Source organism: Marinomonas aquimarina, assembly GCF_900089755.1.
Classification (GTDB): Bacteria; Pseudomonadota; Gammaproteobacteria; order Pseudomonadales; family Marinomonadaceae; genus Marinomonas; species Marinomonas aquimarina.
Genome location: NZ_FLOC01000018.1, coordinates 26,777 through 41,902, shown reverse-complemented (window position 1 = coordinate 41,902; position 15,126 = coordinate 26,777). Strand labels below are relative to the sequence as shown.

Sequence of the window (15,126 nt, the reverse complement as noted above, 5' to 3'; positions counted from 1 at the left end):
GGGTCCGACCGGGGTCCGCACCGGCGACTCCGCCCGTGACCACGGTCTTCCTTCAGCGGCTCACTGAAGACCGAGCGCCTTCATCAGCCTCGGCTTCTGGCTCGCGAAGGTGCCATAGAAGACCTCGTCGCCGACGATCGTGATCGGGGCCACGCGCACGCCGGTTCGTGACTTGGCCTCCGCGGAAATCTTCGGGTCGGTCAGGTCGCGCTCTTCAAACGCGATGCCCTGCTGGGACAACCACTCCTTTAGTGCCCGGCAGTCCGGGCAAGTTGGAGTGCTATAGATGAGGATGCGCGGGGTGTTGGCTTGGTTCATGGTCGTGCCTTCACTTGCCCCGAGCGACAAGCCAACTCTTCATCATGGCGATCTCGCCTTCCTGCGCGGAGATGACCTCCTGAGCCAACTTGCGGACCTCCGGGTTCTTGCCGTACTGCAGCGCCACCTTGGCCATGTCGATCGCACCCTGGTGGTGCGGGATCATGCCGCGCATGAAGTCCACATCGGCGTCGCCGCTGAAGTCGATCATCATGTCCGCATGCATGCGGTCGTTGCCGGCACGGTAGGCGGCCGTCGAGGCATCGCCCGAGCTGCCGGCCGCCGCCTGCTGGCCGTTGTCGCCCAGCCACTTGTTCATCATGGCGATCTCGCCTTCCTGCACGGTGATGACCTCCTGGGCCAGCTTGTGAACCTCCGGGTCCTTGCCGTACTGCAGCGCCACCTTGGCCATGTCGATCGCGCCCTGGTGGTGCGGGATCATGCCACGCATGAAATCGACGTCGGCGTTGCCAGTGAACTGCGCTCCCATCCCGGCGTGCATCTGGTCGTTCACGGCGCGATACGCGGTCGTGGAAGGACTGTCATTGGCCGAGGCGCTGGAGGGCATCGCGTGCCCTTGGTGACCTCCGCCCGCACTGGCCTGCATCGCTTCACCCGACGGGACGACCACCTTCTTCTGGACGGCCATCAGGCCGGCGGCGACCACGACGGCGCCCGCAATGAACAAGAGGCTGAACTTGTTGACCTTCATGAAAAAACTCCTTGAATGAGGTTGATGGGTTCACTGTAGGGCCTCCCATTGTTGGAAGGTCAAGCCCTTATTTCGCCCGTCACTTGGCGCTGCACGGCGGTGTGCCCATGCCCATTTCAGTTGCAAGTAATTCTCAACAAAGGTAGGATGTTAGGACGTTAATAGCGAGAGTCCAGGATCATGTCCCAGCAACCGAAAGTTCACGACACCAGCGATTTCCCCATCGTCCGCTTCGACGGCGCAAGCATCTACAACGGATACAGCAGCGCCTGGTGCGCGGAAATGGATGAACTCGTCGCCTGCGGAAAGCCCTTCGTGCTTATCTACGTCGCGGGAGGGCCAGAAGAGACTCTCGACGATCGCGCTCAGCGCGGCGTCTGGCTGAAGACTCACAAGGAGACGCTTGGCGGCACATTGCTCGCGCTCATCCACGTCGAACCGGATTCGGATAAGCGAGCCCAGTTGGAGGCCATGCTGCCAAAGCTCGTCCAGGCTTTCGGTACACCGCAGTCCACCCGGGCCACCCACGCCGATGCCGAGGCGCTGGCCCGGTATGTCCTGGCGGGTGGTCGCGTCGAAGATTCGATATGAACAGCACCGTCCGGTCGCTGTAGCGCACCAAGGGCCTATCCATGAGGACCGGCTACCGCGTGCTCTCCGGGAAACAACCCGCGTTCCGATCAACGGGGCCGGCGACCGGCTGCTCGATGGAAAGCGGCATTGCCAGCGCGGGAGTCGCGCTCGGATCAACCCGATTTCTCAAGTGCCGCAATCAGCGGAGCGACCACGTTCCGCACAGCCGCCGCAGCTGCTTCTCCATCCTGGCGCTCGATAGCATCCACGATCGCCTCATGGGTCGCGAGACCCGGCTCGGGCAGTTCCTTGTCCTTCAGCGCAGTCAGCGTGTTCATGCGGACCGAGTTCGCGAAGTAGCGGTACAGCTCAGCCAGCGCGCCGTTGCCGCACATCCCGGCGATCGCGCAGTGGAAAGCCGTATCGGCCTCGGCAAAGGCCGCGCTCGATGCGTGTTGCTCCTGCTCGCCGCGGGCCTTCAACAGTCGGCGCAGCAGCCCAACGTCCGCCTTGGACCGATGCACCGCGGCCAACCTGGCCGCCTCGGTTTCCAGCATGCAGCGCAACGCGAAGTGCTCTCGCAAGCCGGAACGCCCGACACGGCGCATGACCTCGGCCGGATCGATATTGGTTCGCACGTAGGTGCCATCACCCTGGCGGACTTCCAGGACCTGGCCGTGCGAGAGCACGCGAATGGCTTCCCGCACCGTGTTGCGGCCAACCTCCAGCATCTCGGCCAGTTCCTGCTCCCTGGGGATGCGCTCGCCGACCTTCCAGGCGCCTCCCTCGATCTGGCCGCGGATCAGCTCAATCGTCGAATCGACGAGCGAACGCCGCGGCGCCTGTGGGAGTGTGAAGCGGTTATTCATCGCGGTTCTCAAATGACGTAGAGACGGGAGCCCATCGGACCTCGATTGTAGCAACTCAGGCCTTATACATAGGATGATTCTATGTATTTGACAAAAGAGCAATTGCCGACGGCCTGTGCTTCGTTGCGCGCGACATGCGATTTTCCACCACGCCCGTGCGAGCGGGATTTTTTTCAACACCTTTTGGAGTATTTCGACCATGAACAACATGCAGCACGCCCTGTCATTCAGGCCCCTTCGTTCTTCAGACGGCTTGCGCTGCCGTCCGGTGCAGGCTTTGGGAGCGATATTCCTCGGGCTGGCTTCACTCGCCTATAGCGTCACGTCGCAGGCGGCAGATGAGCCAGAGAACGTGAAGGTGGTCCGGCAATACCTTGACGCCTGGAATGGCGGGCGAACCGACGCGATGGAAAAAGTGCTCGATTCCAACGTCGTCTATTTCAATACCAGCAATGAAGCGTCCCGCACTGGGCCTCAAGCCATTACCGAAGTCTCGCAGTTTCTGATGAAAATCCTGCCCGACCGAAAAATGAAAATCCGTTCGCAGCCGGTTGCCTCCGGCGATGGTGTGGCGATCGAGTGGGAATTCACCGCCACCAAGAACAGCAATGGCGGGACGTCGCCCTCCAGTTCGACCATCAGTTATTTCGGCGCGAGCTTCTTCCGTGTTTCGAACGGAAAGATTGTCTATGCCAGCGACTACTACAACCACAACACCATGCAGAAGCAGCTTCAGCAGTAACGTAAATCCGCAAACAGGAAATCACCGACATGTCCCGCTTCATCATGCACAAGCCCTCGGCGCCGCCAGCGCAGCGGTGAGGCAAGCGCTTTTCCTCAATCCAAGGTAATTGCGCTGGTGACTTGATGAATATCTGACACGCCGGTTATCGAGCCTTGTCTCGATGAAATAGAAATCCCGAATGAAACTACCAACCACGAAGCAGGAACTCCTTGACAAGGTTCGCGCCAGCCACCGAAAGCTCGGGGTAGAAGCTGCCACCATTCCCGCCAGCCACTACCGGCACACGGCCATGATCTGGCAGGAGCCGCGCCTGCATACCAACGCTGCGATGGTCCTGGTGGACGTCATCGTCTGGAACACGATGATCCTGCAGTTCGCGCATGATCGGACGCCTGGACCTTCGGCGTCCTTTTACTCGCCGAGTGCGATGGCGCAGCGGGCCGAGCGTCTTTCTGCCGGCTTCCAGCGCCGTTTCGCGGGCAGAGACCTTCGCGAGCTGGAAGCCATGCTCACGGAGGGACAGGACCGGGTGCTCGACTGCGTGGCGCACCATTCGAACGCCTCGCTTTTCGATCCCGCGTTGAGCCCGATGAAGACCCTCGGGCGCAAGATCCAGTTCTTCACCTCCACCGCCTACGACGACGCGCTGTCGAGGCTGCGCCAGTGGAAGCAGGTGCTGTAGCGGCCGAGGCGACCCACTGCGCGGAGCGCCTCTTGCACCGCTCCGATCAGACCGGAGCTGGCAGCGCCGGCTTTCGCGCGGCCTGCCACAGCAGCGGCACCAGGATCAGCGCCAGGGCCGGGAAGATCATCCAGTTGACCGCCTGCCAGCCCGAGCTGTGCAGGATCGATCCCGCGAGGAACGACACGGCCGCCGTGGCGGCGAAGACGAAGAAATCGTTCATGCCCTGCGCCTTGCTGCGCTCGGCCGGGGTGTGGCAATCGGTGACCATCGCCGTCGCGCCGATGAAGCTGAAGTTCCAGCCGATGCCCAGCAGCGCCAGCGAGCCCCAGAAGTGGGACAGGCCGAGCCCGCCCAGGGCCACCACCCCGGAGGCGGCGAGCAGCACCATGCCGACGGCGGTCACGCGCTCCTTGCCGTAGCGCACCATCAGTCGTCCTGTGAAAAAGCTCGGCCCGAACATCGCCAGCAGGTGCCACTGTATTCCTAGGGCGGCGTTGTCCACCGAATGCCCGTGGTTGACCATCGCCACCGGCGCGGCCGTCATCACGAACGCCATCACCCCATAGGACACCACGCCCGCAGCCACGGCCAGCAGATAGCGCGGCATCGCCAAGAGCTGCAGCACCGTCCGACCGCTATCGGCGACTGCTTCGGCCTGGGTCTGGCTCGGCGTGCGCAGCATCAGCAGGATCGGCAAGGCGATCAGCGGCAGCAGCGCCTGGCTGAGGAAGCTGCCAACGTAGGGCGTGCCCGCTACCGCATCGCGCGTGAAGATCACCAACTGCGGCCCGATGATGGCGCCCGCGAGACCGCCCACCATGACCCAGGAAATGGCCTTGGCCTTAAGCGCGTCCTCGGCGGTGACGGCGGCTGCGAAGCAGTAGCCCACAGCAGGAAATCGAACTATGAAACGAATAACCCCTTTTCTTCTGGTCGCAGTACTCGGGGGCACTGAAGCAGGCCAGCGTGTCTACTCATCGCGCATGAATTGCCTGACAACCTTTCAAATTTAGAGAAGATAAATTGAAGTTCTGACGGGAATTTCTCAGTAAAAGAATCCTATCTTTCTCGTCAACAGACTGAACGGCACCCCCTGAGTTTTTATGCATATATTCAAGATCGGCAAATTCTTTAATGATTCACCACAAAAAAGGCGGGAAGCCCATTGAGCGATCCCGCCATAGCAAAAAACTCAAACATGCTCACATCAGGAAACTTTACCCTGAAACGATCCCTTGAAATTTAAGCGCATAGTAATAATAAGATTTAGCCATTAGCCGAATCTTCCAAAGTTGGCGCACTGCTTGCTACGTTTTTAAGCGACTCCGCCATAGTGAAGTACGGAGACCACTGTTTTGCAAGTTGGTCAACCGTAAGTCCTGCGGAGATAATATAGGTTGCAGCTGCAATAACCTCTCCAGCAGATTCGCCTACCATATGAATACCCAGAATCCTTCCTGTCTCACGCTCGGATATCATCTTGATTATCCCTTTGTCGTGACGACTTACAATAGCACGTAGAACAAAGGAAACCGGAATTTCACGAACATCATAGGCAATTTGGGCCGCCTCAGCCTGCATAGGAGTCATGCCGACAGCAGCCATCTCGGGCGACGTGAAAATGACGCGGGGCAAGGCGGTGTAGTCTAGGGACCGAGGCTCGTTGCCCAGAGCATTGCTCGCGGCCACGGTCCCCTGCGCACTAGCGACATACACTAATTGAGCCATACCAGTGACATCGCCCGCTGCCCAGATGCGAGGATTTGAGGTTCGCAGATGTTCGTCCACAATTATTTCGCCTCGATCGCCCCTGGACACATTGACAGCATCCAAGTTGAGTCCTTCAGTTGCCGGACGGCGCCCCGTCGCTATGAGAATCTTATGGGCGAAAATTTGCTGAGTACGTCCTTCGGCGACGACAGTTGCAAGCACCCCGCTCTCGTGTGGTACGACGTTTGTCAGATTGGCGCCAGTATGGAACATGATGCCCTCCGCTGACAGCGCCTGCTCCAGTGCCGCAGAAATCGCGGGATCCTCGAACGGTGCAATTCGAGGAGCTATCTCGACCACTTCAACCTTGCTGCCCAGTCGAGCGAACAATTGACCTTGCTCCAGACCGATCGCATTGCCGCCGACGACCAGCATGGACTCAGGCACCTGCTCAAGGGACATGGCCGAGCCGGAAGTGAGAAAGTCCACCTCACTGAGGCCAGGAATGGAAGGAATGAATGGCGCTGCCCCACTGGCGATCAGTACCTGCTTGGCGTACACCAGGTTTGTGTTTCCGTCTGAGTCCGCGACGACGAGCGCTACGATATCTGGCTCATCTGACGCTACAAAGGTCGCCTTGCCGCGAAATACCGCAATACCTGCATCCTTGGGTGCTTGTACATGGAAAGACTGCCGGAAGTGCCCGATCATTTGATCTTTATCTCTGACAAGCAAAGACAAGTCGACAGGCCCGGCCGAGGTCGCTATACCTGGGAACTTCCCATGCGCAGCAGACATGCGAGCAGAAGCCGCCGCAAGCAACGTCTTTGAAGGAACGCATCCTACATTGAGACAGGTCCCTCCTGCCAACCCCTGTTCGATCATGGCGACTGTTTTGTCGAGCCTACGTGCTTCGTTCGCTGCGGCTCTAGCCGCCGAACCGGAACCTATCGTGACTAGATCATAGATGACGGAGGGCTGTTGTGCGGAAGCCGCTGTTGTCGTGTTCATAAAAGAAGCCTCAAGGAAATTGCAAAGAAAGAGACAGATCGGTCTCCTTGAGGGATTGTAGACAACCCTGTCTCCTTGTGTCAACATGTCGCGTATGAATCCTCACAACGATGAATAACATCATGGACAAAAAAGAACAGTTAGTCGCAACTGCCTTTAACCTTTTTTATAAGTACGGCATTCATGCTGTTGGCATCAATCGGGTACTTGAAGAGTCCGGCATTGCCAAGAAAACGCTATATAACCATTTCTCCAGCAAGGAAGATCTAATTGCTGCGACCGTCGAATATTGTGATCAGCAGTATTTCTCTTGGCTCGATTTGCGTTTGCACGAAGCGACGCCAGGTAGGGACGCCTTGTATGCCATGCTTGATGCTTTTGACGATCTGTTTCAGGGTCTCGATCAATCCAAGCCACTTTTCTTGGGTTGTTATTTCATTAATGTCAGCGCCGAATTCAGCAATCCGGATCATGATATACATAAGCTTTGCGCCCGAAACAAAGAGGCTATGCTGCGATGGATCACACACCACACTTCACTTGTCATAACGTCCAGAGAATCGATAGTTCAAATCTCTGAAACAATTGCTATGTTGCTTGAAGGGGCGATTATTCAGGCTCACGTTCTTGGAGATCTGCACGCTGCTCGCAAAGCCAAAGCCGTGGTTAAACTGCTTCTTGATAAATCTAACTAACTAACTAACTAACTAAATTCATCTGTCCATACAACTCTTTGACCATCAATAAAGGTGGAACGGCAAAGTAGCTTTCCGAAGTTTCAGCAGTGGAGACAAGTCGTGTAGTGCCGGAACGGGCCACTTATCGGCTTCCAGTCCTCGATCAATGCCCCAAGTCAAGTCAGTTGCAACCGTACCGCCCCTGCCACAGCAGCGGCACCAAGATCAGCGCCAAGGCCGGGAAGATCATCCAGTTGACCGCTTGCCAGCCCGAGCTGTGCAGGATCGACCCCGCGAGGAACGACACGGCCGCCGTGGCGGCGAAGACGAAGAAGTCGTTCATGCCCTGCGCCTTGCCCCGCTCGGCCGGGGTGTGGCAGTCGGTGACCATCGCCGTGGCGCCGATGAAACTCAAATTCCAGCCGATGCCCAACAGCGCCAGCGAGCCCCAGAAGTGGGACAGGCCGAGCCCGCCCAGGGCCACCACCCCGGAGGCGGCGAGCAGCACCATGCCGACGGCGGTCACGCGCTCCTTGCCGTAGCGCACCATCAGTCGCCCGGTGAAGAAGCTCGGCCCGAACATCGCCAGCAGGTGCCACTGTATTCCTAGGGCGGCGTTGTCCACCGAATGCCCGTGGTTGACCATCGCCACCGGCGCGGCCGTCATCACGAACGCCATCACCCCATAGGACACCACGCCCGCAGCCACGGCCAGCAGATAGCGCGGCATCGCCAAGAGCTGCAGCACCGTCCGACCGCTATCGGCGACTGCTTCGGCCTGGGTCTGGCTCGGCGTGCGCAGCATCAGCAGGATCGGCAAGGCGATCAGCGGCAGCAGCGCCTGGCTGAGGAAGCTGCCAACGTAGGGCGTGCCCGCTACCGCATCGCGCGTGAAGATCACCAACTGCGGCCCGATGATGGCGCCCGCGAGACCGCCCACCATGACCCAGGAAATGGCCTTGGCCTTAAGCGCGTCCTCGGCGGTGTCGGCGGCTGCGAAGCGGTAGCTCTGCACATACGCGCCGTAGAAGCCCGCCAGGAAGGTGCCGGCGCAGAAGATCCAGAACGAGGCCAGCATGATGCCCAACGCGGCGATCAGGCCCGAGGCCACGCCGAAGCCGACCCCCACCACGTATCCGTTGCGGCGGCCATGGCGCCGCATGATGAAGGCGGCAGGCAAGGTGCCGATGGCAAGACCCAGGCCGAACAGACTCACGGGCAAGGTGATCCAGGCCGAATTCTTGGCAAGCTGCTGGCCGACCAGCCCACCCAGCGACATCACGATGGGCGCGCTGGCGCCGCCGAGCGCCTGCGCGGCGGTGAGAACGCCGATGTTTCGGCGCGTGATGCTCTGGTCGGTCATGGGCGTCTTTCTTATTCGTTTGTCTGGCCGGAAATATTACACGCATGAATATATATTCAGTTATATGGACATGCGATGCTCACGAACCATCGCGAGCCGGTCCATCCTCGGAAGCCCCGGCGGAAGCAGCACCGTGCAGGGCCAATGCGAGCAGGTGCTCTTTCACCTGGATCAGTTGCTCCATGCGTTCCTCAACACAGGCGAGATGGCCTTGGACAGCCTGCCTTAGCAGCTCAGGTTCCAGGAACCCCTCATGTGCCCAACCCAGTAGGCGGCGCACGTCATCCAGGCCGATTCCCGAGGCACGGTAGTTGCGAATCAGGTGAAGCCGTTCGACATGGGCCGGGCCATAGCGCCGATAGTTGTTGCGTGACCGCTCCGGGGCTTGCAACAGGCCCTCCCGCTCGTAGAACCGAATGTTCTCCGGGGGGGTGCCCGTCAAGCGCGCAAGTTCACCGATCCTCATCCGGTTCTCCGTGCGCAACGATGGGGAACGCCGCCGTTGCGCATAGCCCTTATCCCGGCGACCGGGCGGATGGTTGCCCGGTGGCGCCCGATTGCACCGTGTGCTCAGTCCAGCCGCCACCCAGCGCCTTGTAGAGGTGGATGAGGTTGTTCAGCCGCGTCAGGCGCGTGCGCACCAGGGTCTGCTGCGCACCGTACTGTGTGCGTTGCGCATCGAGCAAGGTGAGGTTGTCGTCCACGCCTTCCTGGAAGCGTTGCTCGGCTAGTTGGTAGGCTTTCTGGCTAGCCGCTACCAGGAGCTGCTCCGAGCGGATCTGCTCATCAAGCGTGCGCTTGCCCGCCAAGCCGTCAGCCACCTCAGCAAAGGCCGCCTGGATAGACTTCTCGTAGTTGGCGATTTCGATCCTCTTTTGTACCTGTGCCACGTCCAGATTGGCTCGCAACGCGCCGCCGCGGAAGATGGGCAGCGTGATCTGCGGCAGGAAGCTCCAGGCCCGCGAGCCCGAATCGAACAGGCCGTCCAGCGAAGCGCTGGCCGTGCCCGCCGAGCCCGTGAGGCTAATCGTCGGGAAGAACGCGGCCCGCGCCGCGCCGATGTTGGCGTTGGCGCCGATCAGCATCTGCTCGGCGGCGCGGATGTCCGGCCGACGCGCGAGCAGTTCGGACGGCAGGCCGCTCGGCAGGTCGGTCGGCACGATGTCGTCCGGCAGCGCCACGGCCTCGTCAAGCTGCCGGGACAGCTCCGGCGTCAGCGGCTGGCCCAGCAGCAGCACCAGCGCGTTGCGGTCCTTGGCCGCCTGCCGCGTGTAGGCGGCGCGGTTGGCCTCGGCGGTGCGCAGCGCGATCTCCGCGCGGCGCAGGTCGAGCTGCGTGGAATTTCCCGCTTCCACCAGTTGGGTGGTCAGGTCATAGGAGCGCTTCTGTGTGGCGAGGGTGTCGCTCGTCAGGCGCAGCAGTTCCTGGTCGGCGCGCAGCGTGAGGTAGGCGCTGGCCACCTCGGACACCAGGCTCATCTGCGTGGCGATGCGGGTCTCGTCGAGGGCCAGGTAGGACGCCAGCGCCCGGTCGTTGAGGCTGCGGATGCGGCCCCACAGGTCCAGCTCCCAGGCGGCCGTCACCCCGGCCACGTCGTAGCGCCGGAGCACGTCGCTTTGCCCCGTGGTACTGAGGTCGGCCGGTACGCGCTCTGACGCGCCGCGGGCGGAAACGCCCAGGTTCGGCAGCATCTCGGCACGCTGGATACGGTACAGCGCCTGAGCCGCCTCCACGTTGAGCGCGGCTTTGTGCATGTCGCGGTTGTTCTCCAGCGAAATGCCGATCAACTGCTGCAGCAGCGGGTCGCGGAAGAAGTCCCGCCAACCGATCTCGGCCGTGATCGCGTCGTCGGGCGTCGCGGCCGCCAGTTCCACATAGGCCGCGCCCGAGGGATAGGCCGTGTCGATCGGCGCTGCGGGCCGGTCATACTTCGGTGCCATGGAGCAGCCAGCCAGCGCCGCCGCGAGGGCGAGCGGCGCCAGCGTCCTGGCGGGTCGTGTGAATGCGAAAGATGTTTTCATGTCGTATGTCCTCCTGGCCGTCATGCGTGCTGGTCGGTCATGCCGCCACGGGCATGGCGCGCTTCGCGGCGCAGCGCCAGCTTGCGCACCACAACGTAGAACACCGGCGTCAGCACCAGGCCGAATACCGTCACGCCCAGCATGCCGGCGAACACCGCGATGCCCATGGCGTGGCGCATCTCGGCGCCCGCACCGCTGGCCAGCACCAGCGGCACCACGCCAGCGATGAAGGCGAACGACGTCATCAAGATCGGGCGCAGCCGCAAGCGCGCGGCTTCGAGCACGGCTGCCAGCGGATCGGCCCCTTCGCTTTCCTTCGCGCGGGCGAACTCCACGATCAGGATCGCGTTCTTGGCAGCCAGGCCGACCAGCACCACGAAACCGATCTGCGTGAAGATGTTGTTGTCGCCCCCAGAGAGCCAGACGCCGGCGATCGCCGAGAGCAGCGCCATGGGTGCAATCAGCAGCACAGCGAACGGCAGCGACCAACTGTTGTACTGGGCCGCCAGGAACAGGAAGGCGAGCAGCACCGCCAGCGCGAAGATGTAGATCGCCGTGTTGCCAACCCGTTTTTCCTGGAAAGTCAGGTCCGTCCATTCGTAGGTCATACCGTCCGGCAGCGATTCGCTCACGATCTTCTCAATCGCGGCGGTGGCCTGGCCGGACGAGTAGCCCGGCGCTGGCCCGCCGCTGATGTCGGCCGAGGGAAAGCCGTTGTAATGCATCACCCGGTCGGGGCCGGAACTGCGCTCGATGGTCGCGATCGCGCTCAGCGGGATCATGTCGCCCGCTGCATTGCGCACCTTGAGCATGCCTATGTCCTCAGCCTGCATGCGGAACTGCGCATCGGCCTGGGCCATGACCCGGTAGGTGCGACCGAAGCGGTTGAAGTCGTTGACGTAGAGCGAGCCAAGGTTGACCTGCAGGGTGTCGAACACCTCGGTCAGCGATACGCCCTGCGACTTGGCCTTCACCCGGTCGATGTCCACCTGCAACTGCGGCGCATTGGTCTGGAAGCTGGCGAGCATGTTCGCCAGCTCGGGCGCCTGCATGGCCTTGCCCATGATCTGGCCCTGTGCCTGCGCAAGCGCCTCGGGACCCAGGCCCGCCCGGTCCTCGATCTGCAGCTTGAAGCCGCCCATCGAACCCAGGCCCGGCACCGGCGGCGGCGGGAAGATGCCAACGAAGCCGTCCGGGATCTGGCTGAACTTGCCCATGAGCTTGCCCTGGATGGCGAAGGCCGACAGCGACGGGTCCTTGCGCTCATCGAAGGGCTTGAGCATGGCGAACATCAGCGCGGTGTTCGGCTGGTTCACCGGTCCATTGACCGACAGGCCCGGGAAGGCCACCACGCTCTCGACGCCCGGCTCAGCCAGTGCGATCTTGGTCATCTCCTTGACGACCGCCTCGGTGCGATCCAGCGAGGCGCCGGTCGGAAGCTGGGCGATGCCCACGAGATAGTACTTGTCCTGGGCCGGCACGAAGCCCGCAGGCACCTTGTGGAAGCCCAGCCAGGTCAGGCCCAGGAAGCCGACGTAGAGCAGCAGCACGATGGCGCTGCCGCGCACCGCGCGGCGCACGCCCCCGACGTAGGAATTCGAGGCGCGATCGAAGAAGCGGTTGAAGCGGCGGAAGAAGCCGCCGAACACGCCGTCGATGATGCGCGTGAGACGATCGGGCTTGGCCGCGCCGTGGTGCGGCTTGAGCAGGATGGCGGCCAGCGCTGGCGACAGCGTAAGCGAGTTGATCGCCGACAGGATGGTCGAGAACGCGATGGTCAGCGCGAACTGGCGATAGAACTCGCCCTGCAGCCCCGACAGGAACGCCGAGGGGATGAAGACCGCTGCCAGCACCGAGGTGATGGCCAGGATCGGGCCAGTCACTTCATCCATCGCCTTGCGCGCCGCATCCTTGGGCGATTCGCCCAGCGCCATGTGGCGCTCCACGTTCTCCACCACCACGATGGCGTCATCCACCACGATGCCGATGGAGAGCACGAGGCCAAACAGCGACAGCGTGTTCAGCGAGAAGCCGAACATGTGCATCACCGCGAACGTGCCGACCAGCGAGACCGGCACGGCGATCAGTGGAATGATCGACGCGCGCCAAGATTGCAGGAACAGCACCACCACGATCACCACCAGGAGGATGGCCTCCAGCAGCGTGACGGCGACGGACTGGAGCGAGGCGCGCACGAAGACTGTGGGGTCGTAGGCGATCTTGTACTCGATGCCTTCGGGGAACTTGGCCTGCAGCCGCTCCATCGTCGCGCGCACCGCGCTGGACGTGTCCAGGGCATTGGAGCCGGGCGTCATCAGGATTTGCAGGCCGACCGCGTTCTCGCCGTCGAGCTGGCCGCGCATGGTGTAGTTGTCCGAGCCCAGTTCCAGGCGTGCGACGTCGCGCAGGCGGGTCACCTGGCCGTTGGCGCCGGCCTTGATCACGATGTCGCCGAACTGCTCTTCGGTGGTCAGGCGCCCCAGCGCATTGACGCTGACCTGGAAGGCGGCCGACGCATTCGGCTGCTGGCCGATCGAGCCGGCTGCGACCTGCACGTTCTGCTCGCGGATGGCGGCGACCACATCGCTGGCGGTCATGCCCCGCGATGCGACCTTCTCGGGGTCGAGCCAGACGCGCATTGCGTACTCGCCTTCACCGCCGATGATCACGTTGGCGATGCCCGGCAGGCGCGCCAGTTCGTCGCGCACGTTGAGCATCGCGTAGTTGGACACGTACAGCGGGTCGTAGCGGTCCCCCGGCGAGAGCATATGCACCACCATGAGAATATCGGGCGCGGTCTTGTCGGTGACCACGCCGATGCGCTGGACCTCGGGCGGCAACCGGGGCAGCGCGCGTGAGACGCGGTTCTGCACCTGGATCTGCGCGACGTCGGGGTCGATGTGCTGCTCGAACGAGATGGTCAGCACCATCCGCCCGTCCGTGGACATCTGGGACTGCATGTACATCATGCCTTCCACGCCGTTGACCGCCTGCTCCAGCGGCGATGCCACGGTGTCGGCGATCACCTGCGGGTTGGCGCCGGGATAGCTGGCGGTGACCTGCACCGTCGGCGGCGTGACCTGGGGGTACTCGCTCAGGGGGAGCTGGAAATAGCTGATCGCGCCCGCGATCAGCATCAGCACCGACAGGACGATGGCGAAGATCGGCCGGTTGATGAAGAAGCGGGGGAAATTCATTTGCGGGCCTCCGCCGAGCCGGCCGCGCCGTCAGCCTTGGCGGGGTCCGCGCCACCGGCCTTGGCAGGCGCCGCAGCGGGAGCCGGAGCGTTTGCCGCAGCCTTGGTCGCGCCGGTCGCGCCGGCGGCCGGTGCCGCGGGCGCCTGCATGGGCACCATGCGCGGCGTGACCGCCATGCCGGGGCGCACGAGGCCCTTGATGATGATCTTCTCACCGGCCTGCAGGCCGCCGTTGATGACGCGCAGCCCGTCCACCACCGGCCCCAGTTCGATGGGCCGGTACTGGGCCTGGTTGTTCTCGCCCACGACCAGCACGTAGTTGCGCCCTTGGTCGGTGCCCACGGCCTGATCGTCGATCAGGACGGCCTCGCGCGCCGCGCCGGTGGACAGCTTGGCCCGGGCGAACATGCCGGGTGCCATGCGCCCATCCGGGTTGGGCACAACGGCGCGCGCGGATCGTGCCGGTGCTTCGGTCAATGGTGTTGCCCACGAAGTCGAGCGCGCCCCTGTGCGGGAAACCCTTGTCCGTGGTCAGCCCGACCTGCACGGGCAGCGAAGCCTTGCTACCGGCGCCCGCAGCGGGCCGCGAGCGGCTGACGACGTTGAGATAGGTGGCCTCATCAATGTCGAAGTACACGTGCAACGGGTCGATGGATACGATCGTGGTCAGCAGCGTGGCCGCGCCGGCGCCGCCACCGCTGACCAAGTTGCCCTCGGTCACGAGCACGCGGTCGACGCGCCCGGCGATGGGCGCAGTGACGCGGGCGTAGGACAGGTCCAGCTGAGCCGCAGCAACGGCGGCCTTAGCCGCCTGCACCTGAGCCTGGCGCGCGTTGCGTGCGGAGGCGGCATCGTCATAGGTCTTGCGCGCGACGGCGCCGGTCGCCACCAGGCGCTCGGCGCGGTCAAAGTCGGCCTGGGCCTGGCTGGCCAGCACCTCGGCCTGACGCAGTTGCGCCACGGCCGTGTCGAGCGCAACCTGGAACGGCCTCGGGTCGATCTGGAACAGCAGTTGGCCCTTGCGCACGAGGCTACCTTCGGGAACGCTCACCGCATCGACGGCGCCGCCGACCCGCGAGCGCAGCTCGACGGTCTTGGGCGCGGCCAGGAAGCCGGTGTACTCGGCCGATGGCGCGACCGTGCGGGTAATGACCTCGGCCACGGGCACCTGCGGCGCCATCGGCGCGCCCGCCGGGGGCGCCGCGGCCTTGCCCTCGTCCTTGGCGTCGCGGGCAGCGATCGCTAT

At 62.8% G+C, this 15,126-nt stretch carries 14 protein-coding genes and 1 pseudogene; 4 read left to right on the top strand and 11 right to left on the bottom strand.

Annotated features, from left to right (window positions below; genetic code table 11):
- Positions 1-60: 60 nt before the first annotated feature.
- On the bottom strand, positions 61-318 hold the full coding sequence (locus MAQ5080_RS14205; RefSeq protein WP_003821132.1) for a glutaredoxin family protein: 258 nt from the start codon (positions 316-318) through the stop codon (positions 61-63).
- 10 nt (positions 319-328) lie between these two features.
- Entirely contained in the window at positions 329-1,030 is a 702-nt protein-coding gene (gene copM / locus MAQ5080_RS17690) for a CopM family metallochaperone (RefSeq protein WP_003821133.1), read from the bottom strand.
- 180 nt (positions 1,031-1,210) lie between these two features.
- Between copM and MAQ5080_RS14195 the strand changes: the two genes are divergently transcribed.
- Positions 1,211-1,621, top strand: a complete 411-nt coding sequence (locus MAQ5080_RS14195; RefSeq protein ID WP_012614065.1) for a hypothetical protein — start codon at positions 1,211-1,213, stop codon at positions 1,619-1,621.
- A 155-nt stretch (positions 1,622-1,776) separates the two neighbouring features.
- On the opposite strand, the gene MAQ5080_RS14190 is transcribed toward MAQ5080_RS14195, so the two are convergent.
- Positions 1,777-2,472, bottom strand: a complete 696-nt coding sequence (locus tag MAQ5080_RS14190; protein WP_003821135.1) for a FadR/GntR family transcriptional regulator — start codon at positions 2,470-2,472, stop codon at positions 1,777-1,779.
- A gap of 199 nt (positions 2,473-2,671) precedes the next feature.
- Between MAQ5080_RS14190 and MAQ5080_RS14185 the strand changes: the two genes are divergently transcribed.
- Together MAQ5080_RS14185 and MAQ5080_RS14180 are read left to right on the top strand one after the other, a co-directional pair.
- Entirely contained in the window at positions 2,672-3,214 is a 543-nt protein-coding gene (locus MAQ5080_RS14185) for a nuclear transport factor 2 family protein (RefSeq protein ID WP_015912832.1), read from the top strand.
- Positions 3,215-3,395: 181 nt separating this feature from the next.
- Positions 3,396-3,899 carry a ClbS/DfsB family four-helix bundle protein gene (locus MAQ5080_RS14180; RefSeq protein WP_003821138.1) on the top strand — a complete coding sequence of 168 codons (504 nt, stop codon included), beginning with the start codon at positions 3,396-3,398 and terminating at the stop codon, positions 3,897-3,899.
- Between the two features lie 46 nt (positions 3,900-3,945).
- On the opposite strand, the gene MAQ5080_RS14175 is transcribed toward MAQ5080_RS14180, so the two are convergent.
- Positions 3,946-4,791, bottom strand: coding sequence for an MFS transporter (locus MAQ5080_RS14175; protein ID WP_024082530.1), 846 nt, complete (start codon positions 4,789-4,791; stop codon positions 3,946-3,948).
- A 377-nt stretch (positions 4,792-5,168) separates the two neighbouring features.
- Entirely contained in the window at positions 5,169-6,623 is a 1,455-nt protein-coding gene (gene merA / locus MAQ5080_RS14170; protein WP_003821139.1) for a mercury(II) reductase, read from the bottom strand.
- A 122-nt stretch (positions 6,624-6,745) separates the two neighbouring features.
- On the opposite strand from merA, the gene MAQ5080_RS14165 reads away from it, so the two are divergent.
- A complete protein-coding gene (locus tag MAQ5080_RS14165) occupies positions 6,746-7,318 on the top strand; it encodes a TetR/AcrR family transcriptional regulator (protein ID WP_017638772.1) in 573 nt (190 codons plus the stop codon).
- 163 nt (positions 7,319-7,481) lie between these two features.
- Here the strand turns inward: MAQ5080_RS14165 and MAQ5080_RS14160 are convergent, their stop codons facing one another.
- The 6 genes and pseudogenes from MAQ5080_RS14160 to MAQ5080_RS14140 form a co-directional block, all read right to left on the bottom strand.
- The gene (locus MAQ5080_RS14160; protein ID WP_049285968.1) at positions 7,482-8,663 is read right to left on the bottom strand and encodes an MFS transporter; all 1,182 of its coding nucleotides are present in this window, start codon (positions 8,661-8,663) and stop codon (positions 7,482-7,484) included.
- Positions 8,664-8,742: 79 nt separating this feature from the next.
- Positions 8,743-9,129: a MerR family transcriptional regulator gene (locus MAQ5080_RS14155; protein WP_015912830.1), complete on the bottom strand. Its 387-nt coding sequence runs from the start codon at positions 9,127-9,129 to the stop codon at positions 8,743-8,745.
- A gap of 49 nt (positions 9,130-9,178) precedes the next feature.
- Positions 9,179-10,684 carry an efflux transporter outer membrane subunit gene (locus MAQ5080_RS14150; protein WP_003821143.1) on the bottom strand — a complete coding sequence of 502 codons (1,506 nt, stop codon included), beginning with the start codon at positions 10,682-10,684 and terminating at the stop codon, positions 9,179-9,181.
- A gap of 20 nt (positions 10,685-10,704) precedes the next feature.
- Entirely contained in the window at positions 10,705-13,881 is a 3,177-nt protein-coding gene (locus MAQ5080_RS14145) for an efflux RND transporter permease subunit (RefSeq protein WP_012614062.1), read from the bottom strand.
- The gene (locus MAQ5080_RS17785) at positions 13,878-14,321 is read right to left on the bottom strand and encodes an efflux RND transporter periplasmic adaptor subunit (RefSeq protein WP_497706741.1); all 444 of its coding nucleotides are present in this window, start codon (positions 14,319-14,321) and stop codon (positions 13,878-13,880) included. The genes MAQ5080_RS14145 and MAQ5080_RS17785 overlap by 4 nt, the downstream gene beginning before the upstream one ends.
- A 16-nt stretch (positions 14,322-14,337) precedes the next feature.
- Positions 14,338-15,060: pseudogene (locus MAQ5080_RS14140) on the bottom strand (efflux RND transporter periplasmic adaptor subunit); the annotation flags it as partial.
- Positions 15,061-15,126: the final 66 nt, after the last annotated feature.